12 protein-coding genes and 1 pseudogene are annotated in these 26,236 nt (G+C 46.1%); 7 read left to right on the top strand and 6 right to left on the bottom strand.

Annotated features, from left to right (window positions below):
• Window positions 1–69 precede the first annotated feature (69 nt).
• Together ACYVE4_RS32725 and ACYVE4_RS32730 are read left to right on the top strand one after the other, a co-directional pair.
• A complete protein-coding gene (locus ACYVE4_RS32725) occupies window positions 70–3,024 on the top strand; it encodes an FAD-binding and (Fe-S)-binding domain-containing protein (protein WP_461044639.1) in 2,955 nt (984 codons plus the stop codon).
• A gap of 225 nt (window positions 3,025–3,249) precedes the next feature.
• Entirely contained in the window at window positions 3,250–5,808 is a 2,559-nt protein-coding gene (locus ACYVE4_RS32730; protein WP_461044640.1) for a GEVED domain-containing protein, read from the top strand.
• Window positions 5,809–5,823: 15 nt separating this feature from the next.
• Here the strand turns inward: ACYVE4_RS32730 and ACYVE4_RS32735 are convergent, their stop codons facing one another.
• Both ACYVE4_RS32735 and ACYVE4_RS32740 read right to left on the bottom strand, forming a co-directional pair.
• Window positions 5,824–7,191 (bottom strand): APC family permease, encoded by a 1,368-nt coding sequence (locus ACYVE4_RS32735; protein WP_461044641.1) that lies wholly within the window; start codon window positions 7,189–7,191, stop codon window positions 5,824–5,826.
• Window positions 7,192–7,334: 143 nt separating this feature from the next.
• Window positions 7,335–10,361, bottom strand: coding sequence for a TonB-dependent receptor (locus tag ACYVE4_RS32740; RefSeq protein WP_461044642.1), 3,027 nt, complete (start codon window positions 10,359–10,361; stop codon window positions 7,335–7,337).
• 215 nt (window positions 10,362–10,576) lie between these two features.
• Between ACYVE4_RS32740 and ACYVE4_RS32745 the strand changes: the two genes are divergently transcribed.
• The gene (locus ACYVE4_RS32745) at window positions 10,577–11,944 is read left to right on the top strand and encodes a Gfo/Idh/MocA family protein (RefSeq protein ID WP_461044643.1); all 1,368 of its coding nucleotides are present in this window, start codon (window positions 10,577–10,579) and stop codon (window positions 11,942–11,944) included.
• Between the two features lie 90 nt (window positions 11,945–12,034).
• Here ACYVE4_RS32745 and ACYVE4_RS32750 read toward each other — a convergent pair.
• From ACYVE4_RS32750 to ACYVE4_RS32760, 3 genes and pseudogenes are all read right to left on the bottom strand, one after another.
• Window positions 12,035–12,841 (bottom strand): annotated as a pseudogene (locus tag ACYVE4_RS32750) (FAD:protein FMN transferase); the annotation flags it as partial.
• A 247-nt stretch (window positions 12,842–13,088) separates the two neighbouring features.
• Window positions 13,089–14,168: a chorismate synthase gene (aroC, locus tag ACYVE4_RS32755; protein WP_461044644.1), complete on the bottom strand. Its 1,080-nt coding sequence runs from the start codon at window positions 14,166–14,168 to the stop codon at window positions 13,089–13,091.
• Window positions 14,169–14,215: 47 nt separating this feature from the next.
• On the bottom strand, window positions 14,216–15,685 hold the full coding sequence (locus ACYVE4_RS32760) for a BatD family protein (protein WP_461044645.1): 1,470 nt from the start codon (window positions 15,683–15,685) through the stop codon (window positions 14,216–14,218).
• Between the two features lie 113 nt (window positions 15,686–15,798).
• Between ACYVE4_RS32760 and ACYVE4_RS32765 the strand changes: the two genes are divergently transcribed.
• Window positions 15,799–16,008, top strand: coding sequence for a hypothetical protein (locus ACYVE4_RS32765; RefSeq protein ID WP_461044646.1), 210 nt, complete (start codon window positions 15,799–15,801; stop codon window positions 16,006–16,008).
• A 75-nt stretch (window positions 16,009–16,083) separates the two neighbouring features.
• Here the strand turns inward: ACYVE4_RS32765 and ACYVE4_RS32770 are convergent, their stop codons facing one another.
• On the bottom strand, window positions 16,084–17,478 hold the full coding sequence (locus tag ACYVE4_RS32770) for an MBL fold metallo-hydrolase RNA specificity domain-containing protein (RefSeq protein WP_461044647.1): 1,395 nt from the start codon (window positions 17,476–17,478) through the stop codon (window positions 16,084–16,086).
• Window positions 17,479–17,628: 150 nt separating this feature from the next.
• On the opposite strand from ACYVE4_RS32770, the gene pbpC reads away from it, so the two are divergent.
• The 3 genes from pbpC to ACYVE4_RS32785 all read left to right on the top strand — a co-directional run bounded on the left by pbpC (window position 17,629) and on the right by ACYVE4_RS32785 (window position 26,158).
• Window positions 17,629–20,049, top strand: a complete 2,421-nt coding sequence (gene pbpC / locus ACYVE4_RS32775) for a penicillin-binding protein 1C (RefSeq protein WP_461044648.1) — start codon at window positions 17,629–17,631, stop codon at window positions 20,047–20,049.
• A 63-nt stretch (window positions 20,050–20,112) separates the two neighbouring features.
• The gene (locus tag ACYVE4_RS32780) at window positions 20,113–20,553 is read left to right on the top strand and encodes a nuclear transport factor 2 family protein (RefSeq protein ID WP_461044649.1); all 441 of its coding nucleotides are present in this window, start codon (window positions 20,113–20,115) and stop codon (window positions 20,551–20,553) included.
• A gap of 91 nt (window positions 20,554–20,644) precedes the next feature.
• Window positions 20,645–26,158 carry an alpha-2-macroglobulin family protein gene (locus ACYVE4_RS32785; protein ID WP_461044650.1) on the top strand — a complete coding sequence of 1,838 codons (5,514 nt, stop codon included), beginning with the start codon at window positions 20,645–20,647 and terminating at the stop codon, window positions 26,156–26,158.
• Window positions 26,159–26,236: the final 78 nt, after the last annotated feature.

The following is a 26,236-nucleotide window of genomic DNA, read 5'->3' on the forward strand; positions in this document are numbered from 1 at the left end:
ACAATTTGCTGTTAATTTTGCCAGACTATTTTTACTGATTGACTCTCAAGGTTGAGTCAATATGCTTCTATGAGTGCAGAACATTTCAAAACTCTTGCCAATCAGCTAACTGGCGATCTATTCGTCGATTCTACGCATAGAACGCTGTACGCAACGGACGCGTCGGCCTATCGGGAAATGCCAACGGCCGTAGCTGTGCCGAAAACCATCGATGATTTAAAGGTATTGATCGCATATGCCAGGCAGCATAAAATACCGTTAATTCCGCGTACAGCGGGAACATCTCTGGCTGGTCAGGTTGTCGGAAGCGGTATTGTTGTTGATGTATCGAAGCACTTCACGAAAATTCTGGAAATCAATCCTGAAGAGCGTTGGGTGCGTGTGCAGCCAGGTGTTGTTCGGGACGAGCTCAATCTGTTTTTGAAGCCTTACGGACTTTATTTTGGTCCCGAGACCTCAACGGCTAACCGGGCTATGATTGGGGGCATGGTTGGGAATAATTCCTGCGGATCTAATTCAGTTGTGTACCGGGCTACACGGGAGCATACAATAGCCGTGAAAGCGTTATTGGCCGATGGCTCTGAAGTTGAATTTGGGCCGATGAGTGGCTGGGAGTTGACCAAACAGGTTGGTGAAGCCAGTCGCAAAAATGGGTCGGCAACGCTGTTTGATAAGATCTTACTCAAAACCAATACGATCATATCTGACCCTGATAATCAGGGGGAAATTCGACGAAACTTTCCGAAGAAAACCATTGAACGACGCAACACCGGTTATGCACTGGATGCGCTGCTCGACATGGAGCCATTTACAGAAGGAGGGGAGCCTTTTAATCTGGCAAAATTTATTGCCGGTTCCGAAGGGACACTCTGCTTCCTGACTGAGATTAAGTTGAATATAGTGCCACTGCCACCTAAAGAAAGCGGTCTTGTGTGTGTGCATTGTCACTCAGTAGATGAAGCCTTACGGGCAACGCTTACGGCGCTGAAATACAGTCCTTACGCAGTTGAGTTAATTGACGATATTATTCTGGAACGGGCTGATGAGAATCCAGAGCAGCGAAAAAACAGCTTTTTTGTTCAGAAAACGCCTACCGATCATTTCCCTATTATTCTGGTCGTTGATCTGTCCCGGAATACCCGCGACGAAATCGAACAGGTAGCTTCCGTCATGATTGCGGACATGCAGCAAGCGAGCATGGGGTATCATTATCCGTTGCTCTTTGGTGAGGATACCAAGAAGATTTGGGCATTGCGTAAAGCTGGTTTGGGGTTACTGGGAAATCTGCCCGGTGACGCAAAAGCTGTAGCTGTCATTGAAGATACGGCGGTCGATGTGCAGGATTTGCCCGAATACATTCGTGATTTCAACGAAATTATGCATAAACACCAGATGCATTCGGTGTATTATGCCCACGCTGGTTCTGGTGAGTTGCATTTGCGGCCGATTATTAATCTTAAAACAGCTGAGGGCCACCGTCAATACCGACAAATTGCCGAAGATATTGCTATGTTGGTCAAAAAATACGATGGCTCTCTATCGGGGGAGCACGGTGACGGACGGTTACGGGGTGAATTTATTCCGCAAATGGTAGGCGCTCACAATTACGATCTGATGCGCCAGTTGAAACACACTTGGGACCCGGAGGGTATTTTTAACCCTGGGAAAATCGTTGAAACGCCCCCGATGGATACATATCTTCGGTATGAAGCGGGACAACAAACGCCTAATTTTCAGACCTATTTTCGGTATAAAGATCAGAATGTATTGCAGCATGCCGAGCAATGTAACGGATCGGGCGATTGCCGAAAAACACAGGCATCCGGTGGAACGATGTGTCCCAGCTACATGGCTACTCGAAATGAAAAAGATACGACTCGAGCCCGCGCCAATATCCTGCGCGAAATGCTGACTCGTTCGACCAAGGAAAATCGGTTCGATCACGCTGAAATTAAAGAGGTGTACGACCTCTGCTTGTCTTGCAAGGGTTGTAAGAATGAGTGCCCTTCGAATGTCGATGTTGCGAAACTGAAAGCTGAATTTCTACAACACTATTACGATTCAAACGGCGTACCAATTAGGTCGCGGCTAATTGCGAACTTTGCTCGACTGTCGGGATTGGCCTCTTTTGTTCCCTGGGCGTGGAACGGTGTTCTGGGTACCCATTCTCTCCGGCGAATTGCCAATAAAATGGTCGGTTTCCATCCTGATCGAACCATGCCTCTGATGAGCAACACGACGTTGAAACGTTGGGCAAAGGGAAGGAATCGAAAGGTAGAAGGGTCTAGTAATCAGCGCTCTTTGCTATTTTTCTGTGATGAGTTCACTAATTTCAATGATGTTGAAGTAGGCCAGAAAGCAATTCAATTATTCGAAAAGTTAGGCTACGAAGTTGTTATCCCTGAGCATGGCGAAAGCGGACGGGCAGCTCTCTCGAAAGGGATGCTGAAATACGCGAAGACGCTGGCTGAGAAAAACATCCATTTTCTGAAAGATATCGTAACGGAAGAAATGCCGTTGGTTGGTCTGGAGCCATCCGCGATTCTAACATTCCGTGATGAATATCCTGAACTGGTTGATGAATCACTCGTCGCTGATGCGAAGCAGATTGCTCAATATGCGCTGACATTTGAGGAATTTATCGCTCGAGAGATCGATGCTGGCCGGATTAAAGCAGAGCAGTTTACGGATGAAAAACGGCTGATTAAACTGCATGGCCATTGTCAGCAAAAAGCGGTGTCGTCTTTAGTGCCGGGTAAAAAAGCACTTTCATTACCTAAAAACTATACGGTTCAACTAATTCCATCGGGTTGTTGTGGTATGGCTGGATCGTTCGGTTACGAAGCCGAACATTATGAGGTATCGATGAAAGTTGGGGAATTGGTACTTTTCCCGACCGTTCGTCAGCAACCTGACGACGTTATTATTGCAGCAGCAGGTACATCCTGTCGTCACCAGATTAAAGATGGCACTTCCCGCAAGGCCAAACATCCGGCAGAGATTTTGTTGGAGGCTTTACTATAGACACTTTCGATCGTATAGTACTACCGACTAATAAATTATCTAATTCTCAGATATAATTGGAAAAATATCATATATCTCTATTGGCCTATAAAGGGGTATATCTAAAGATTAAACAATACTTATAGGTAACATAACAGATAATGTACGTTACCTATGAGTGACTTTCGGCATAAATGTTGTCTCTAATGTATACTACTCAACACATACGGCGGTATATACGTTTATATGGGGCACCCTTTACGCTTTTTCGCTCTTTTTCTATTTCTGCTAGTTTATTATCGTGTACAAGCTCAACTGATTGATTCAGTAGCCACAGGTTGTGGTATTCCCGGACTGACGGCTGCTCAACGAAAAGTGCTGGAACAAAAAACCTCCTTTGCATTACGCCGGAAAATGGCTTCTAATGCTGCTTTTGCTGCGATTACTTACGTTCCGATACGACCACATATTCTGCGTAAAAGTGATGGTACTGGAGGTATGTCGATCGCCAATATCAATCAGGTTATTGCCGTCACCAATAGCTATTACCTGCAAAATGGATTTGGCATTCAGTTTTACTTTGCCGGTACGACACCCGATTATGTTGATAATGATGAGCAGTATAGTAGCTTTAGTGATGAGGAAGCTGTCACGCAAGGACACGACGTTACCAATGCGCTTAATCAGTATTATGTTAACGCATTCGCGATTTCTGGCCTGGGTGGATATGCTTATTATCCCGCCGATTCGCTCTACTCGACCCGATCGTTTATCCTGAATGAATACTGGAATTTGGACGATCTAGGCAATCGACTTATTCCACATGAACTTGGTCACACCTTTAACTTGATTCATACGTTCGGCGATAATAACGGTGATGGAACATCAACCGAACTGGTAACCCATGGCGAGGGAGCCAACTGCACGACGGATGGTGATCTGGTTTGTGATACACCCGCCGACCCGTATGGCATTCCGGGCGCAAGATTGATTCGTGACAACAATAATTGCCCTAGTTACGATCCTACGAGTACGGCCCGAGATGCTCGTAATGAGGCATATTCACCTTCTATCTCCAATATCATGTCGTACTATTTCCCCTGTACGCATGATTTTACTCCTGGTCAATATGACCGTATACAGGCAGGGTTAGCCCTTCGTCAGTCGCATACGGCTTACACGCTTAACTATCCACCGACTATTGTAGCTGCACCTACTAATCTGACGGCGTCGATGAACAACGGAACCGTGGTACTTGCTTGGCAGGATAATGCTAATAACGAAATGGGCTATTTCGTTGAGCGTTCGACTTCTCCGAATACTGGATTCCTACCAATTGGAGGTGTTGGCCCGAATCAAACGACATTTGCTGACCCAAAAACAGTCTCGTTCAAAACATACTACTACCGAATTCGTCCGTCAAATGCGACAACAGTTGGTTTAAGTCAGGTCGTTAGTATTCATACACCACCCTGTCGGCCATCTTATACCTATGCCTGCTTATATCCAGTCGGCCTGTCTTCTGTATCGCTCAATAATAAGTTACTAAGCCAAAATTCGGGCTGTTCATCTGGTGGATATGGTACGCTTAGTGGCTCGACTACAGTTCAGCCTGGCTTGTCTTACCCAATATCAGCTACGTTTCTGTATGCATCTTATTATCAAGGTGTAAGTGTGTGGGCTGATTTGAATCGAGATGGTCAGTATGACGCTAATCTGGGCGAGAAACTCTTTCAGACGCCTGTAACCGTGTTGAGGCAGTTTTCTGGCACGATAACCATACCTGCCAATCTGACCAGCGGAGAACTTTCTATACGAATCATGACGATTTATGGTGGGACGCCTACGGATCCTTGTGGGTCTTATTCGTACGGAGAAGCGGAAGATTATTTACTTAACGTGGTTACACCAGCCGATTTGAGTTTAGCGCTTCAAACGAATACACGCATTTCTGAGTTAAATCAACCGGTTAGTTATTCACTCACTATCCACAACGCGGGCCCATTCAAGGCTACGGGAGTGCAGTGGATTAATCGTCTTCCAACCGGTTTGTCCTTTTTCAATGGGGATGCGGACATTGCTGGCTCGGCTACGGCAGTAATGGGTATCAATAGTAGTTCACTGGCCATTGGCGAATCTCGTACGTTTACGTACCAACTCAAGCCAACGTTACCCGGTACGTTTATCAATAGTGCCCAATTGGTAACCAGCGATCAGCTAGACTCCGATAGTCAGCCCAATTCAGGTACGGGCGATGGACAAGACGATCAGGCGTCAGTAGATATTCGCACGACTCTTGCCGGAGAATCAGTCTATACCTCTCCGAACCCTAATCAGACCCCCTTGCCACCGGTATTATCGAATCAACCAGTTCCCGACCCGGCCAAAGCGGATTTGTCGTTGATGATGCAGGTTGATCATCGAATTCTTAATCTAAATCAGCAGATAACCATTCGCATTCTGATTAGTAATCGGGGAGGAGCCTCAGCCTCTGCGATCGTAATAAGGGATACACTGCGGGGGCTAAGGTTTGTGTCATCGCCAACTAACATGAGTGTCGTGAGCAGTGGGGTCGATTATGTTATTCTGGAAGGTACCGTGAATTCCTTAGCCATGAATGAATCGGCGACGTTAATAGTCATAGCAACCCCATCATCGACAGGTGAGCTCATTAATGTGGCCCAAATCTGGTCGTCGGGCACAGCTGACTCGGATTCCAGGCCAGGATCATTAACACCAACCGCCAATAATCTAAACGGAGAAGACGATGTAGCTCAGATCGCTTTTAAAGTAATTGACAATTGACGCAGGGGAAAGTGATTAGATTTTCTCCAATGGCCATTGCTTTCGAATACCTGCCGAAATCAGAAAGGCTACAATACCTAATCCGATGACAGTCAGTCCCGATAGCATAAACGTCAATCCGGTTGAGAAGAAAATAAACAACCAAACGCCAATAGCCAGAATGACAGGTAATGGATAAAGGGGCATTCGGAATGGGAACGACTCTGGTTTTCTGCGTCGATGGAGTAGAAGCAAACCAACAGCCTGCCCAACAAATTGAATAACAATACGCATCGCCAGAATGGCTGTTATCACATCACCCAGCCGAAACAGCAAACTGAATAGGAATCCTAATCCACCTAAAAAAAGCAGGGAAACATACGGAAATTGTCGGGTAGGATGTAATTGAGCGAAAATCTTGAAGAATTGTCCATCGGCGGCTGCGGCATAAGGCACTCTTGAATAGCCAAGCAATACCGCAAATAACGACGAAAAGGCAACGAGCAGTACTAAAACTGTAGCTAGTTGCGCAGCACTATGTCCATAAAGCGTTTCGATAAATGTGCTGACAATGAAGCTGCTATCTTGCGCAATCTGCCAGGGAACGACGCTGACCACACTTATATTCATTAACAAATACAGTATGGCAATTCCTACAATTGAAACGAACATACTGATCGGAATATTCCGGGTAGGTTTCTGGATTTCCCCTCCCAGATGGCATACGTTGTAATAGCCTAAATAGCAGTAAATCGTCTTGACTGACGCATGGCCTAATCCAGCGGCCAGCAAACCACTGCTTCCTGCACCAGCAGCCTGTAAGGTTTCGGCCAGCGGAATCCGGGCATTGCTCAATCCACCAATAATGATCGCTCCTAAGGTGAGGAGAACTGCCCCCCACATCACCAGGCCAATTTTTCCAATCGAGTCTATTTTCCGATACAGGAGAGCAATGATGACCAAGACGACACCACCGGAAACGGCCTTACGCTGCCATTCATCCAAAGGCATTAAAAAGGAGGCATATTGCGCAAACCCAATGGCGCCCGAAGCCACAACCAAAGGAGCCTGAATCAGGGTTTGCCAGACGTACAGAAATGAAAGCAGGCGGCCCCAACGTTGCTCACCATAAGAAATTTTCAGGAAATTATAGCTGCCACCTGCCTGCGGAAAAGCGGCTCCTAACTCACTCCAGACAAAAGCATCGATCAACGAAACCACTGCGCCAAGTACCCAGGCCCACAAAAACTGCGAACCGCCCATTGTTTTGATGATCAGTGGCAACACCACAAATGGCCCAATTCCGACCATGTCGATCATGTTCAGTGCGGTACCTTGCAGGAGCGTTAGACTACGCGGAAGCACTTCGTCCGAAGTTGGGTTTGTAGAAGGTTCGTTTCTCAAAGGAGTAGAGAATCGCGAATTAAGTTAAGAAGCTATCAGTCATTTGATGAAAGGTTAGAACGTGTCTAAAAGTTCGATAACTATCAAACAAAAAGCCCCACACAACGAAGTAATGCAGGGCTTTCTTAAAAGGTGTTTAGCCGTTAGTTCATCAACTGATCAAACGTAAGGCTGAGGTAGAACATGGAACCAACTGTTGGATTGCCCCAACCTGTTGTATATTCTTTCTGAAGGATGTTACTGCCTCCCACTTTCAGAATGGAATGCACCGACGGAATTCGCTTACTGATCTGTGCATCGAGTGTGCCGTAAGCCGGGATAATTGGCCGATTTCTCACGTCAGACGTAATGTTGATCGTCGGATTGCCAATGGATGATTGCCATTCGAAAGCGTCTTGGTGTCGATAAACCACGTTGAAGCCCCAACCACTGCCTTTTATGTTCCGATTGCCGAAGGTAGCATTGTATCGATATTTTGGCGTATTGAAACCAACCTGAAAACCATCCTCCAGCGTATTTTTATTCATTTCGCTGCTGAATAGCCCAACACCGCCCGTATTCAGCGTGTTGTTCGATAGATTAAAGCCGATCAGGAAATTCTCAGGCAATACGTAATCCAGACCAATACCAAAGCCCTGCGTTTTAATTGGGCTCGTGTAATTTTTCGCAACAGAATAGACATTCCGAGTGGTAGCTCCTGTCGGTTGAATCAGGACAACCGAGCCAATAAAGTCGTGATACGTTGTATTGTAGTAATACACATCGATCAAGAGTCGATTGCTGATTAGCCCCTTATAGCCGAGTTCAACAGTAGAAACCCGCTCTGGTTTGAAGGTTGGGAAATCGTATCCTTTAGGCGATCCAGCCAGAATAGACTCATACGTAAATGTATTCGCCGTGGTCAGATTATACTTTTGAATTAATGGCGATAGCGCACCGATCAACCGGGCTTGGGGAGTGAGTAGGTCGATGTATTGATTCTGTAAGGTTGGAATCCGGAAGCCCGTCTGGAAAGAAGCCCGAATGTTGTTGTTGCGATTGACGCTGTAAACCGCCGACAGACGTGGGTTAAACTGACCCGTAAAATTCTGGTTCTTATCGAATCGTAAAGCACCTGTCAACCGCAGCTTGTCGGCAATGCTTTTTTGCAACTGGGCATAAATACCATACTCATTTACAGTAGGCTCCTTACCATTCTGGCTAAAGAAAATCGTACCGTTGGAGTTTAAATCATAAATCCGATAATTTCCACCAACCACAATTTCAACGGTTTTGGGATCAATTACCTTATTGAGATTATACATCGCTTCAAAATGGTAGAGATTTGTCCGGTCAAAGAACTTGGCACCTACACCGTTGGCATCGCCAGGAATAGCTTTGCCCGTAACCTCCTGTAGCTTTTTCTCGAACTCAGGTGTTCCAGGCTTGTAAAGTTGCCCATTTCCAACAGCCGACACAGCCTGGTTAAAATAAGCATCTGCCTTACTTTGGCTGGCTGCAATGGCTGCCTGATAGGCCACAAGCGGGTTTGTTCCGGCTGCCAATCGAGTTTGCAGATCAGCCGCAAAGGCAGGGAAACTTAAACCTGCATATGTACCCGCTAGTGAGCCAAAATAAGTAGCTGTTGGTGATGTGTCGACGATAGGTCCGGCAGCAGTTTGATTGACTACCCATGTGTTATTGAGTCCCAAACCCGCAATACCAACTGCGTAGGCATCACCCGATCGTTCCTGAGTTGTATAAGCTCTTACAAAGAAATTCGACCCACGAACTTCCAGTTTGTATTGGCCAAGTTTGAATTTATTTAAGTAATAGCGGTCAGCACCTGTATATAAAGCGGTTCCGGTTCCCCAGTTAGCCTGTAAAATGGCCTCTGCATTCTCGCTAATCCGGTAATGCAACGAACCATTTAGTTTTATACTTTGCGCGTTATAATCAACCAAATCGCGTTCGCGATAGCCAGTACGCGTATAGTTAAAATTAAGTGGTGACGAATATAGGTCCGTCAGAACGCGTTCATAGGCTTGTGCTGTCGTTAAACCCGCTGCTGGGCCAAACTGAGAAGCCAGTTGCATAATACCTTGATTCAATGGGAGAAGGGGAGAGCCAGAACCCGGTGTAGCGGTTGCCAGAGCGCTACGTAGAATTTGGTATTGTGTAAACCCTGGGTCGATATCGCCATAGATATTAATGCCATCATAACCTCGATTCGTAGCCCGCGTTCCCGACAATCCAGACCCATTGACTAAACTCTGATCCCGATAGTCCGTCGCTTGCCAATCCTGCGCTGATAAAATACCGGCATTGATCTTAAACGCAAACTTGTTGTTAAATGCCTTAGCATAGCGAATCGCAAAATCAGTATAGGGTGTTGCGCCAAGTTTTTCTTCGCTGTAGCGCTGGGTCCGATTGCTGGCGTTCATTACCCCAACTTTTGCGTTGGCGCTCAAACCCTGATATAGAAACGGACTTTTACTGGTCGTTAACAGCAGACCGTTAATGGCATTAGGACCATACAACGCTGAAGCCGCTCCGGGTAACAATTCCACACTTTCAACGTCCAGCTCCGACATCCCCACTATGTTCGCAACGGAGAAATTTAGTCCTGGTGCCTGGTTGTCCATGCCGTCCATCATCTGAACGATACGCGTATTGCCATTCCCCGAAAAACCTCTTGTGTTGAAATTGCTAAACGTGATACTCTGGGTCGACATTTCAACCCCTTTTAGGTTTCGTAAAGCATCGTAAAAACTGGGAGCTGGCGTATTCTGAATGGCTCGGATGTCCATTTTTTCAATGGAAACCGGCGATTGCATCACACTTTCTTCCACTCGGGAAGCTGCTACAACAACTTCCTGCCCCATCATGACCTGCTCTTTCAGTGCTACATTCAGATCATTACGGTTTCCGTTAATAGTGAGTTCCTGTGTTTGAAAGCCTACGCCTGATATGGCAATAACAAATGGTGTTGGGGTATTGGTTGTGAGCGAAAAATTTCCGCTCTGGTCTGTAATCGTACCCGCAACTTTACCTTTTACGGCAATGCTCATACCAGCAAGTCCGTCTTTTTTTACATCGTCGGTCACTTTTCCGGAAATGCGTGTTTGGGCCATTGCTGTAAAGCTAAACAGGCATAAGAAAATGACTGAATAAGTAATTAGTTTTCTCATAAATGAACAATAAAAGGTGATTAGATATAGCCTTAATTCCTTTGACGCTAAACTTACGGATAAGTCTGCGTTTTGTGCAAAAAAATCATGAAATTGATTAATTCATTTAAATCTTGTTTTGCTGTAAAATAGTAATTTAGTTCTCCCGATAGTAAATCCTGATTCATCTTTTCTTTTCTTATGTGGCAACTTTCTCAACCGAAATTTCTCACTATATGACAAACGAATCGAATCAGGATCGCCGGGAGTTTTTAAAAGCCTCGGGTTTACTTACAGGCGGGGCTCTACTAAGCAGCTTGCCATTCAGTACAAAGGCATCAGGACATCCGGGCTACCATTTTTCGGCCAATGATACCATAAAAGTGGCACTGATCGGATGTGGGGGGCGCGGTACGGGCGCGGCTCAACAGGCATTGAGCACCAAACAGAACGTAAAGATTGTCGCAATGGCCGATGCGTTCAAGGATCGTCTGGACGAATCGTATCAGAATATCACCAATTTCCTGAAGGCTAAAAACATAAAGGCCGCCGATGGATCATCCAAACTCGATGTTCCTGAAGATCATAAGTTTGTTGGCTTCGATGCGTACAAACAAGCCATGGCGCTGGCCGATGTAGTCATTCTGGCGACTCCTCCCGGTTTTCGACCCAGCCATTTTGAGGAAGCGGTTAAACAGAGCAAGCAAATTTTCATGGAGAAACCGGTAGCGACAGATGCCCCTGGCGTTCGACGTGTTCTAGCCGCTGCTGAAGAAGCCAAAAAGAAAAAACTGAATGTAGTTGTAGGATTACAGCGCCACTATCAGCCTAGCTATCGCGAAATGATCAAACGCATTCACGATGGAGCGATTGGTGATATCGTTGGCGGACAGGTGTATTGGGTAAGTGGCGGTGTTTGGCACAAGCCTCGCAAACCGAACCAGACCGAAATGGATTACCAGATGCGTAACTGGTATTACTTCAACTGGCTCTGCGGTGATCATATCAACGAGCAGCACATCCACAATATCGACATAGCGAACTGGGTGAAAAAGGGGTATCCTGTTTCGTGTCAGGGTACAGGCGGTCGTCAGGTTCGGAACGGCAAAGATGATGGCGAAATTTTCGACCACCACATTGTTGACTTCACCTACGCTGATGGTACGACGATCAATAGTCAGTGCCGCCATTATGAAGGAACCTACAGCCGGGTCGACGAAATGTTCCTGGGCACGAAGGGCAAAATTGAAGGGATGGAAAAGAAAACCAGTTCTTTAGTAGGTTATAATGGCCAACCGATCTATACATTCACGGCTAAGTCGGATATCAGCCCTTACCAAATTGAACACGACGAACTCTTTGACGCTATTGCCAAAGGAGAGTACAAATTTGCCGATGCTGAAAATGGCGCCAAAAGCACTATGACCGCTATTATGGGCCGGATGGCGACTTACTCTGGTAAAACCGTAAAATGGGATGAAGCGTTGAATTCTCAGATTGATCTCTTCCCGGCAACACTGGCTTGGGATGCGATGCCAAAAAGCGTACCTGATAAGGATGGTTGGTATCAAATTGCCGTTCCAGGCAAAACGATAGCCGTCTAGAGACGCAATCATTTGCCGCTCATAACCAGATGGTGGCAGTCGGCCCCGTTTATTTTCTAAAATCAATAAGTTGGTTTCCGGAAATCGATCCAACAATCGACGACTTTTGCGCAGTCCAGCAACGCTGAACACTTTTGTAAGTGCATCTGCCTGATAGCCATTAGGGGCCAATACCGTTGCGCGAACGAAATGACGCATGCCTAAACCAGAACGCGGATTCATAATATGAGAGTACCGATGACCATTATGTTCTAGAAAGCGGTATGTGTCGCCCGAGGTAGTGATCGCGGCATTTTTAAGGATAATCGTTGCGGTATCTTTGGTTGCTTCTGAACCGATACCGACTCGCCAGCCTTCTGTTCCGGGCGGAGCATCACTCACCAGAATATCACCACCAATATCAACAAGAGCTGAGAAAATTCCGAGACGTTGAAGCACTTGCTTCGCTTCGTCAATAGCAAATCCCTGCCCAATCCCCCCTACATCCAGTCGCATGCCTGACCGACGTAAGAGAATGGAATGGGTTACGCTATCTAATTCCATAAAGCGATATCCTACCACTCGTCTGGCCCGCCTACGCTCCTTCGATGAAGGAAATTCTTTTCGCCGAACCGCCCTCCGCCATAATAGAGATAACGGCCCGACAGTTGGGTCGAAGCGCCCGTTTGACAGCTGAGCAATTGTTTTGGCTTTTTGTAATACGTTAAATAAGTCTGATGAAACCGCTACCCATTTTCCCGATCCGGCCGTGGCTGATAGCCGATTAATTTCAGAACCATCCAGGTAATCACTCATCACCTGATTAAGCGAGTCCATCCGAGCCGATATAGCTGCATTGACTCGCTGAGCAGTTAGGCTATCGGGAGCATAAAAAATGAGATTGAATTGAGTACCCATCAACCCTCTATGGAAGCTGAAGCGAGTTTGAGCTGTTGTTAGAAATGGTACTAACAAGCTCAGGAAGCTATAAAAAAGCCGTTTGCGAATCCACAAACGGCAGTATACTTGATGTAGGGTTGTCAATTTATGCGTTGAATAAATCGTCAATTACAAATTGAAAATCAGGGACGACTGGAGCAGCCGAACAAATATCCTGACCTTTATAAACCTTAATGTCATCGGGTGATGTATAGGCATAAATTTTTTACACCTGCGACGCCTTGTTTCGTAAGTACATATCGACCAGCACTAGCGCAGCCATCGCTTCGACAATAGGCACGGCCCGAGGGACCACGCAGGGATCATGACGGCCTTTCCCCGAAACGGTCACCGGTTGACCATGAACATCTACGCTGTCTTGGTCTTGCATAATAGTTGCGACCGGTTTGAACGCCGTACGGAAATAAATATCTTCCCCATTGCTGATTCCGCCCTGAATGCCTCCTGAATGATTCGTTCGGGTACGAACGCTGCCACTAGCATCCATATAGAATTCATCGTTGTGCTCAGATCCGTATAACTCGGCTCCGGCAAATCCGCTTCCGTATTCAAATCCTTTCACGGCATTGATACTCAGCATGGCTTTTCCCAATTCGGCGTGTAGCTTATCGAAAACGGGCTCACCCCAACCGGCCGGAACACCCGTTATAACACAGTCGACTACGCCCCCAATAGAATCTCCCTGTTTACGCGTCTCGTCGATATAATCAAACATTTGCTGAGCCGTTTCAGGATCAGGGCAACGAACCGCATTTTCTTCCGCTAAAGCCAGCGTTAATTCCTGATAAGGCTTCTGCAATTTCAACTTCCCTACTTGCGATACATACGCCTGAATATGAACGCCTTGCTGAGTTAGTAATAGTTTGGCAACGGCTCCGGCTGCCACTCGTGCGGCTGTTTCGCGAGCCGACGAGCGACCTCCACCCCGATAATCGCGTGAGCCGTATTTGGTCTGGTAGGTATAATCAGCGTGAGAGGGGCGAAACTGCTCGGCAATATGCCCATAATCTTTACTACGCTGATCAGTATTGCGAATCAGTAAGGCAATAGGTGTACCCTGTGTTTTGCCTTCAAAAACGCCCGATAAAACCTCAAACTCATCGGCTTCACGACGTTGGGTCGTAATACGCGATTGACCAGGTTTCCGACGATCTAATTCGTGCTGAATAAACTCCGTGTCGAACGATAAACCGGCCGGGCAACCATCAATAACAACCCCAATGCCTGGTCCGTGCGATTCACCAAAGGTGGAAATTTTAAATAAGCTTCCGTATGTACTACTCATGCGTGTTGGGTAAGATAGATACCAGTCGGTAAAAGAGGCAGACTCTTTTACCGACTGGTATTCTGCTTTTTAAAGAAAACGAAAATCATTCCTAGTAACATAATTAGGATCAGTACATTAGCGATTGCTCGAATAAGTACCGAAATGCTAATTGGCTGACGAGTGCTATCCATTGTCGCAATTCCGGCGTAGATAGAGTTGTCAGTTTGTGGGCTTTGTGCTGTTTCACTGCCCAGACTCGAATTGCTGGTTCCTGCTGAAAGCTGACCATCCTCTTCAGGACTTTTATCGCCTACCAGTAGTCGCAATTTGGATTGAAGTGTGTCATATTTCGCAGTTCGCGGGTCGAAATAAATCCATTGAAAGTGATTTGCCAACGAAAGCTGACCATTTTGCCTGGGAACGATAAAATAAGTGAACGTTTTTCGACCCATAATCTGGTTCCCGATTCGCATCGTTGTGTGTCGTTCTTCGGGTGGGAATACATCCAGTTCGTTGACTTCGTTTAATAAGGTCGGGGTGGGGAGTGTCGCAATATTTCCTTCTCCTGTTATGGTAAATGTGTATCGGATACTCTGGCCAATCGTAACACCCTGTCGCTCTAAACCTTCTTCGAGGTGAAATGATCCTACTGGAGCTCGACCGCGTAAAGGATGTTTTGGTAAGGCGTCGACCCGGATGGTCAATGGTTTGCTGGTGAATAAAGCCTTCTCCAATTGCGCTGAGGGAGGCCCAATAACAGGTCTGGTACGAGTTAATTGAATTGAAACCGGCGGTAATTTTATATCCTGATTCGATAGAGGGAAAAAGATTGATTGATAGAGCCGGATCTCACGAAATTTTTTGCCTCTAATAGAGACTGGAATTGGTTTTAGTTCAGTAATGGGTAAATTTTCTTCCCAGGTATTCGTGGGCCGAATTTTCTTTGTGATCGTTTGTATTTGCTTATCAAGCCCTTTGAAATCAAGGGTGTATGGGTAATTGTCAGCCACGAAAAACGACAGCGCAAGGGTTAATCCTTCACCAGTGAACACATTAGCCTTAGAAGTTCGTATGTCAAGAAAGGCTGCCCCTTTTGTGTCGATATCGAGTGTGTTCAACGTCGTATTGAGCGGAGCCGACACTTTGGCTGATGGCTCTACAATCAATATGGCTCCCTCAGAAGATACTGTTTCCTTATTAACCTCTATGGTAAAAGGAGACAGGCGAAAACGACCAGGTGCTAATGCCTGATATGTTTGCATAATGACTTGACTGGTAACAGTTTTCCCGTTAACTTCACTTGGCGTTACACTCGTTGTTATCCCCTTTTTTGTGAAGCCAGGGATATCGGGGAAAGCAACGGTAGCTCTATCCTCACTATTTGGAATAATGACCGAAATCGTAAATGGCCGGTCGATAGAAAAAGTAGACGCGCTCAATTCAATAAAAGCAACGTTATCAGACACTTGTCCAAAAGCGATCGATACGCTTATAGAAAATAATACAAAAAAATTGCGGAATATTGCAAATGTCATTGTTATTTTGAAGCAACAATTTTGTTTCAAAGCCGTTACCGATATACAAACGAACCTGTTTAGCTATTTCGTCATTATATCAATAAACTTCCCTAACCAAAAAGTTATACCCTATGCTCTCTATGCTCGAATATATCAAAACCATCCTTCAGAAGGTGAGTTTTGATAAATCCCTCTTTGAAAAAGAATTAGCCAAAGCCATTAAATTGCTCATTCCGAAAGAAGTAAAGCAGCTTAGACGGTGGTGTTATTTGCAGTTTGGTAAAGTTTATCGATCTGTTTTAAACAGATGTTTTTCCCGGGCACGTGTCCGATTCACCTGAAGATATTATTGATCGCATAAAAAATGCCCCTGAGAATTGCTTAGGGGCATTTTTTATTTCGGATTCCCATAATAACTATAGTGTAAACTTCTGACGCATCTCCGGGATTTCGATCTGACTAAACCCGGCCTCTTGTAAGTGGGCTTTCCAGATTAGTTGCTTATCATACTCGCCATGAACCAGAAAGACTGTTTTTACTTGAGCGGCATTCTGACAACTTAAAAAGTGTAACATTTCACGATAGTCGCCATGTGCTGAGAACGAATCCATGATAGCGATATGGGCTAAAACAGGATATCGATCTCCAAAGATGGTGACTTCTTTATCTCCGCGTTTTAAGGCCCCCCCAAGACTGCTGGGCGATGCATAGCCAACCAGCAAAATGGTTGTATTCGATTTTGTTATATTGTTTTTGATGTGATGCTTAATCCTTCCTGCTTCGGCCATGCCTGATGCTGAGATGATAATGCAGGGTTCCTTGCTATCGTTAATTGCCTTTGAGTCAATTACATCAGTAATATAATGCAGGTTAGGGAAGTCAAATGCATTGCCATCTTTCTTTATATATGCCAGAATTTCCGGGTTGAAATCTTCTTCATGATCACTCATGACTTTCGTGGCCAGTACAGCCATCGGGCTGTCAATATAGACCGGCAATGTAGGTAATCTTCCTTCGCTCGAGAGCTGATCCAGTGCATAAATTAATTCCTGCGTCCGGTCGACGGCGAAGGCGGGAATGATGAGTTTTCCCCGATTGACAACACAAGTCTGCTCAACAATACGCAGCAGGTGCGATTTCATGTCAGGTTCTTTTTCATGCAATCGATCGCCATAGGTCGACTCACAGATGATGTAATCAGCCTGCGGGAATGTATCGGGCGAACGCAGGATTTTATCGTCAGGCCGACCAATATCGCCACTAAAAAATAGTCGCTTTTCGGTTCCATCATCCTTGATGGTCAGACTAACCGACGCACTCCCCAGCAAATGACCCGCGTCGGTTAATAAACCCGTGACTTCGTCGCAGATAACGAATGGGCTACCATACTGAACTGGCCGCATCTGATCGAGTGCTTGCTGTACATCACGTTCATCATATAACGATTCGAGTTCAGGTTCACCCCGACGTTGCCGTCGCTCATTCACACGTTCGAGATCACGTTCCTGAATTCGAGCACTATCCATCAGCATGATTTCGCAAAGATCAATGGTTGCTGAAGTTGTGTAAATTGGACCACTAAATCCCTGTCTGACTAGCCGGGGAATCAAGCCGGTATGGTCGATGTGCGCGTGCGAAAGCACCATGTAATCAACCTGAGAGGGGTCAAAACCAAATTGCTGATTCAGCTCATCGGTATTAATTCCCTGAAATAATCCGCAATCGAGCAGGATTTGTTTGCCATTGGCGGTAGTGAGCAGGTGCTTACTGCCTGTAACAGTTCGGGCTGCACCAAAAAATTGAATGGTCATGATTTAGGAAATGCTCAATGAATCTGTAGTTATTTTTGTAGTTTTCAGTGTGTAGTTTGAGGATTGATAAAGCATCAGCCAACGTCAAACTATACACTGAAAACTCTTTTTAGAGACGCACAAATAAACAGAGAGTTTCACGGACTTGTCATGTTGGCTGGCCAAAAAGGTAAAATCATCGTAAAACGGCTCTGGCGGTCGCATCTGGTAAAAACAGTCACAGTGGCTGTATTGATTTTTTTTTGTCTGGATTTTTTCTTTCCTCTGCGCCCTAACGTTCGCTATTCAACCCTAATTACAGCGCGTGATGGTTCCATCTTGCACGCTTTTTTGAGCCATGATGATAAATGGCGAATGTATGCTGAATTGCCAGAAATTACGCCTACGCTTCAAGAAGCTATTTTATTTAAAGAAGATAAATACTTCCGTTATCATCCTGGCTTTAACCCAGTTGCGATGGGCAGAGCCGCTGTTCGAAATCTACTGAAGGGTCGCCGAACATCCGGAGCGTCAACAATTACCATGCAGACCGTTCGGCTACTCGAACCCCGCGAACGAACTTACGGAGCCAAACTGATTGAGTTGTTTCGGGCTGTACAACTGGAAGTTCATTATTCGAAAGATGAGATCCTCCAACTGTATTTAAATCTGATTCCGTACGGCGGTAACATAGAAGGGTTGAAATCAGCTTCCTTGTTGTACTTTGGAAAATCTCCTGCACTCCTTAGCTTAGCTGAACTGACGACGTTGACCATTATTCCTAATCGTCCATCTAGTTTACGATTGGGTATTCGGAACCCTCTCGTGATGCAAGAGCGCAATCGCTGGCTGGACCGTTTTTTGAAAGGTGGCCTTTTTGATGCGTCGACCATTAGCGACGCGAAAGCTGAACCGCTTAACGCCTATCGACGCGAGGCTCCTCAAAAAGCACCGCATCTGGCACGTCGACTCAGGGCCGAAAATCCAGATACGCCTATTGTTCGTTCAACCTTAAATCCGTCGGCTCAGGCTACCGTTGAGCAGTTGGTACAGCATTATGCTGCTCGAATTCGAGCGTATAATATTCACAATTCGGCTGTGATGGTTGTGGATAACCAGACAAAGGAGGTCGTGGCGTATGTTGGTTCGTCGGATTTCAATAATGTTTTCGATGGGGGACAAGTTGATGGCGTACGTGCCGTACGATCGCCGGGGAGTGCGCTCAAACCATTATTATACGGGCTCGCTTTCGACGCTGGTATTATTACTCCAAAAACTAAACTGGCCGATGTGCCAGTTAATTTCGCAGGGTATCAACCCGACAATTATGATCGCCGGTTTAATGGACCCGTCACGGCCGAATTCGCCCTGGCAAACTCACTGAATATTCCGGCAGTCGCTCTGTTAAAAGAAATGGGTACACCAACGCTCGTTTCTACGCTTCAGAAAGCTGGTTTTTCGTCCATAAAAAAGCAGGTAAAAGAACTGGGCTTATCAATGATTTTGGGCGGTTGTGGTGTCACTTTGGAAGAAATGACGCGTTTGTACACCGGGCTGGCTAATGGTGGGAGTTTGGAAGCGTTGCGGTATACTGTTCCCTCACCCCCAGCCCCTCTCCCAAAAGGGGAGAGGGGAGCATGGAGGATATTACTCCCCTCTCCCCTTTTGGGAGAGGGGCTGGGGGTGAGGGAAACAAAGTTAATCTCCTCCGAAGCAGCCTATTTAGTTACCCATACTCTCACACAGATTACTCGGCCTGACTTACCAAACAACTTCGATAATAGCTATCATTTACCACGTATCGCCTGGAAAACAGGCACTTCTTACGGTCGACGGGATGCATGGAGTATTGGATATAATCAACGGTATACAATTGGCGTTTGGGTTGGGAATTTCTCAGGGGCGGGCGTTGCCGAACTGAGTGGAGCCAATACAGCTACACCGTTACTCTTTCAGCTTTTTAACGTGCTGGACTACAATTCTGCGACAGGTTGGTTCAAGCCACCGAAAGGCGAAAGTAAATTGTCGATGCGATTAATTTGTCCAGAAACGGGGGATGTGCCCGGTGAATTCTGCCAGAATCCGGTAACCGATTATTGCATTATGGGCGTTTCCCGGTATCGACGTTGTCAACACCAGAAAGCTATTTTTACCAATACTTCCGGGAGAATTTCCTATTGTGCACATTGCTTGCCCGATAGCGGATTCGTTCGAAAACTCTATCCAAATCTATCCCCTGAAATTATTGCGTTTTACCAGAGTCGCCATATTCCATTTGGGGCTGTTCCCCCGCATAATCCGGCTTGTGAACGGGTGTTTGGAAACGAAGGACAGAAAGGACCGCAAATAATTAGTCTAACCAACGGGAATGAGTATTTTATCAACCCGAAACAACCGGCTGAATTGGAATTAAGTTGTCAGGCCACTAATGATGTGCAAACGGTTTTCTGGTATTTGAATGATAAACTTCATAGTCGGGCCAAACCAACCGAAGCTGTCTTTTTCAACGCTCGGCCTGGCGCGTTGAAGATTTCCTGTGCCGATGATAAAGGTCGAAGCAGTGATATCCGGATACTTATCAAAAATGAGTAGTCGTTCGTGGAATTCCCTTTTTACGAGCGAACAAAACCTCCATAGTCTAATCTGAATTTACGTATGAAAACTCTTCTACTGCTCATTGCCAGCTTATTCGTGGCCATAGCTTCTTCTGCGCAACAAACTGCCGACCCGAATCAAGATCCGACAGCCTTAGGTAATGCTTTCTTTAAAGCCATGCTCGATGAAGACGCTACTACGCTGGGGAAATTGCTTGCCAATGACTTCACCATTATTGACTTCAAAGGTAATGCGATCGATGGAGCGCAATTGGTTCAAGGGGTTAGTGGAGGTTATGTGGTTGTCGAAACGAGCGTCGTATCAAATGCTTCGATACGTCAGTACAATACTGATTCTGCTGTTATGACGGGTAGTTGGAAGGCTAAAGGCGCGGTTCAGGGAAATGGATTCGACACCACTGTTATCTTTACAGTTGTCTGTGTGAAACAGAATGGGGCCTGGAAAATTGTTAATGTCCAGTTTACGGCCCAGCGTCAGTAACCGCTCAATAAGTCATCGACTGAAAATCAACCCACTCTACAATTTTCGAGTGGGTTTTTTCGTCTATATTCGGCCTTTCACTATATGTCTCATGCAAACGCATCGATTCCCTCGCCTACTACCGATTTTTACCTTTTTATCTCTGCTCCTTTTTGACTGTTCGCGTCTGTCTTTCAACGAAGTAGCTGTTGTTGGCCGTAACTTCGACGACGAAATTCAGCAGACCCAAAACCTGACGTTTACGTTCAATAAGAACGTTGGACCGACCAATCAATTTGATGAATGGGACTCTACCCAATACGTACGTTTTATTCCGGCTGTTCGGGGTAAATTTAAATGGGCAGCACCCAACGAACTGGTCTTTTCGCCAGCAGTTTCGTTCGATCCTGCCACCGATTACCGCGCTGAACTCACCGACGATATTTTGAAACGTTCGGAAAGTAAAGACCTAAAAGTTTCGGGCGATGATATCGAATTTCATACACCTTATCTGCAACTGACAAGTACTGAAAACTGGTGGTCAAAATCGCGGGAGACGGGTCAGCCTGTGGCGAAAACGCGGTTGAATTTTAACTATCCCGTTTCGTCGGCAGAGATAGCCAGTAAGATTTCGGCGACTTCGGAAGAAAAATCGCTTACCCTGCAAACAACTCAGAGCGATGGGCAAAATTCGATCGCTCTGGCTCTTACCAATGCACCCGTCGAGAAAAATGAACAGCCTCTGTCGGTAAAAATCGATAAAGGCATCAAAGTGTCCAATACGGCCTATGTGAGCAAAGAGGTTATTGAACAGAATAGTACGCTGCCGTCGCGATTTAAAATTGAGATCGCTGATGTACAAACGAGTTTCGAGAATAATAAAGGTCTTGTCCGCGTCATCACTACGCAGGAGTTGCAACCGGGGCAGTTAAGTCAATATTATACCATCCAGCCACAGATCGAAACAACGGCCGAACTGACCGAAAATGGGTTTGTGATTCGAGGGGATTTTAATGAGACAGATACCTATGTACTGACCCTGACTGATCAAATTCGGGGGGTGTTAGGCACAAAACTGGCAGAGCCTATGACGAAGGATTTGTTCTTCGGAAAAATGCCTGCCAGCATTCAGTTCGCAAATAAAAAAGCACTTTATCTGTCGTCGAAAGGATCACGAAACGTTGGCTTGAACATCGTTAACGTGCCGAAAGTACAGGTGAAGATTTCGAAGGTTTATGAGAATAATCTACTGAATTATTTTCGTACAAATCGGTACGAAGAGTATAAGGAAAACGCGAATGGCGAATGGGGACCGTCTGGGTCCTTTAATTATAGCGATGACGAGCAGGGCGACTTGAGTGATGTTATTGTCAAAAAAACGGTTGAAACTGCTGATTTGCCCAAGGTCCGGGGCGTTTCGGCCTTGAATCTTTCCTTGCCTGATGCTGTCCAGCCTGGTCAGAGCAATAATTTCCGTGGAGTGTATCTGGTTTCGGTCAATTCGAACGATGAAGCGTATTTACAGGCTAGTCAGTTAGTATCTATCTCGGATATTGGTCTCGTTGCGCATCAGACTAAAAATGAAGTGCTGGTTTGGGCGAACTCCATCCGAACTGCTGAGCCCCTGCAAGGCATCGAGGTAACGCTGGTGAGTAGCAATAATCAGTCGGTGTATACGCTGAAAACCGACGGAAGTGGATTTATTAAATTCGATAAAGTCACCGAGAAAGCGCCCGGTTTCAAGATTGCCTTGATTACGGCTCGCACGACTGATGATTTCAATTTCCTGTTTTTGCCCGATACGGAAGTCGAAACGTCGCGATTTGAAGTGGAAGGTAAACGCGATAACGAATCCGGTTTCGACGCGTTTGTGTACGGCGATCGGGATATTTATCGACCCGGCGAAACGATTCATTTCAATACGGTAATTCGGTCGCAAACCTGGCAAAGCGTTGGCGAAATTCCGATTCTGATTCGGGTGTTGGCGCCCAATGGTCGTGAAGTAGGATCGTTTCGTAAAACCACTAATGATCAGGGAGCCGTTACGACCGATGTGCCGCTGAATCCGGCTGCTGTAACGGGTACGTATACCGTTGAAGTATTCAACGCCAACAATGTTCTGCTAACGTCGGAGCCTATAAGCATTGAAGAATTTATTCCCGACCGGATCAAAGTTGATGTGTTGACCGATAAAACGGCCTACAAGTCAGGTCAAACCATCACACTTTCGGCCACGGCGATGAATTTGTTTGGTCCGCCGGCGTCGGATCGGGCGTATGAAATGGAGTTGCAACTGAAGCGCAAAGCCTTCTTTCCAAAAGGGTTTGGTGATTACGATTTCTCGATTCCAACGGGCTATTCAGCACCTTCGGGCGAGACGGCTGGTAAACCGGATGTTTTCCCGAAAGAACTCCGGCAAGGGCGCACTAATGCAAACGGTCAGGCTACGGAGAAATTTCCGATTTCGGCAGTGTATCAAGATATTGGGCTACTCGAAGCCAAATTGTTCGTAACAGTTTTCGATGAAAATGGCCGCCCCGTTAACCGACTCCGACGACTAGATATTCTGACACAGGAAACGTTCTACGGTGTACGCTTACCGGATAGCTATGTTGCCACTAATGCACCTGTAGCTGCTGATCTCGTTGCACTTGATCCCGCCGGAACGCTCCGTCCTTCGGCTTCGGCCAATGTAGAAGTTGTTCGATATGATTATCAGACCGTTATTGAAAAAGAAGGCGATGGCGATCAGGCTCGAATAAAGTATACGACCAAACGTCGCGAAAAATCGGTTTATACCAATTCATTGCTCTTCAAAGACGGCAAATCCAGCTTCCGCTACGTACCAACCGTTTCGGGCGAATACGAAATCCGCGTTCGGCGACCAGGTGGAACGAACTATGCTGCTACGAATTTTTATGCATACGGATATGGAAGTACATCCGCGTCGTCATTCGAAGTAAGTCAGGAAGGGCAAGTATTGATGACACTCGACAAGCCAAGCTACCAAACTGGTAATAAAGCGAAAGTACTATTCAAAGCGCCTTTCGAGGGTAAACTGCTAGTGACGGTTGAGCGCAATAACGTACTTGAACAACAGTGGCTAACCACAACGAACAAATCAGCCGAATGGAGTTTCTCAGTCGGCAGTGAGCATTTACCGAATGTGTACATCACTGCTACGCTTATTCGGGCGCTCGATAATACAAATCTACCGCTGACTGTAGCGCACGGTTTTGCTCCGGTCGCGGTGGAAGATAACGGTACCAAACTTCCCGTAACTATTACCGCTGTTGCACAATCTCGCTCAAAAACGAAGCAAACGATTCAGATTAAAACGGCCAGAAATGCACAGGTTACTGTAGCCGTAGTCGATGAAGGGATTCTACAACTGAAAAACTTCAAAACGCCCGATCCGCACGGCTTTTTCTACCAGAAACGCGCCCTCGAAGTAAGTAGTCACGATTTGTATGCGCTACTATATCCTGAGCTTTCGCTTAAATCATCGTCAAGCGTTGGCGGGGATGGCTACGATTTAGAAAAACGCGTAAATCCGTTAAGTAATGGTCGGGTTCGACTGGTGGCGCTGTGGAGCGGTATTTTAGAAACTGGTCTTGACGGAGAAGCGGAATTTACCGTTGATATTCCTCAGTTTTCAGGTGATTTGCGCGTTATGGCCATTGCCTACAAAGACAATGCGTTTGGATCGGCGAATACGAATATGAAAGTGGCTGATCCGATTGTGATCAGTACGGGTGTTCCACGTTTCCTTTCGCCTGGGGACAATCTTGAACTGCCTGTCAATCTGAGCAATACAACGAATAAGCCAGCGATAATTACGGCTAAAGTTAATCTGGCTGGCCCGTTGAGCATAGATAGTCTGAGTACTCAAAAATTGACGATTCAGCCAGGTCGCGAAGGGCGAACGACATTCCGAATTTCGGCTAAGCAAGCCATTGGTACAGGTTCGATTACCATAACGGCCAATGGATTGGGCGAAACGTTTACCGAAAAAACCGATATAACCATCCGACCGGCAGCGTCGTTGCAGAAAACAACGTTGTCGGGTTCAGTTGCTGGCGGTAATTCGCAGACATTGCAATTGGCTAGTAATTTCTTGCCTGGAACGGCAAAAGCCAGCGTAACGTTGAGTCGCTCGCCTGTCGCGCAATATGGACGTGAGCTGTCTTATTTATTAGGGTATCCGCATGGCTGTATTGAGCAAACGATTTCGAAAGCGTTCCCGCAATTGTATTTCGCTGATCTGGCCAAGCAGTTGTCAACAAACGTGTATTTTGTGCGTGCTGGCGAAAACGATTTGAATCCGGCAACCAATATTCGACGTGCTATTCAGACAGTGGAAGGGCAACAAGTCCCCGCTGGTGGATTTACGATGTGGCCTGGTATGCTAGCCGTAGGAAATCGCTCAAATATCGACGATTGGGCTTCAGCTTATGCAGTTCATTTCCTGGCCGAAGCGCAGGAAGCTGGCTATGAAGTTCGATCTTCTGTATTGAGTTCTGCCATCGATTATTTAACTACACTGACGAATAATCCAGCAACCGAAAATACAATTGTTTATGACGAAGCTGGCGTGCAAAAAACTCGTAAAGTTGCTGGTCGAACAGCAATTTATTCGCTATATGCACTCGCTATAGCCGGAAAACCCAATCGGGCAGCAATGAATTATTATAAACAGAATAGTAGCTTATTAACGCCTGATAGCCGCTACTTACTGGCCTCAACGTTCTTCCGTGTGGGCGACACTCGAAGTTTTGCGGCATTGCTTCCTAAACGATTTACAGATAATACGACAGTTCGTCAAACAGGGGATAGTTATGCATCACCCATTCGAAATATAGCTTTAGTGCTTGATGCTTTAGTCGAAACGGATCGCGATAATATTCAGATTCCGACTCTGGCTCGCCAGCTATCGGGTGCATTGAAACAAACTGCCTACCTAAACACGCAGGAGGCCGCTTTCGCATTTTTATCACTGGGTAAACTGGCTCGCCAAACGGCCAATAGTACGGCAACAGCTACGGTTTCTTCAGGCGGCAAATCGTTAGGGACAATGAGCGATGCTTTGTTGAATTTGAAGCGCGTTCCCACGAACGCACCATTGACCTTAAATGCAAAAGGAACAGGTAACGTTTATTACTTCGCGCAAAGTGAAGGAATTCCGGCTAGTGGAACGATTCCAGAAGAAGATAACGGTTTGCGGGTTCGTCGGGAATATTTGAGTCGGGATGGGCAAGCACTCAGCGATATTCGGCAGAATGATTTGGTTGTGGTAAAAGTTACACTTGTTAGTACCAACGGATTATCAGTTAATAACGTTGTCGTTACGGATTTGCTTCCTGCTGGTCTGGAAGTGGAAAACCCCCGATTGACGGAACCTCGCGATATGCCTTGGATTCAAAAACCATCAGTCCCCGATCACTTCGACCTGCGCGACGACCGGATTAATTTTTACACCACAGCCACCGGCAGCGAACAAACGTTTTATTATTTAGCTAGAGCTGTATCGAAAGGTCGATTTGTAGTTGGTCCAGTCTCTGCCGACGCGATGTATAATAGCGAATACAGGAGCTATAATGGGGCAGGTACCATTATAGTAAAATAGGTCGTAGATGGCGGATTTTTAAGATTTGCTCAGATCTTAAAAATCCGCATAGCCAGTCAATGCTGTTACTCTATTCAC

The sequence above is a fragment of the Spirosoma harenae genome (genome assembly GCF_054776975.1).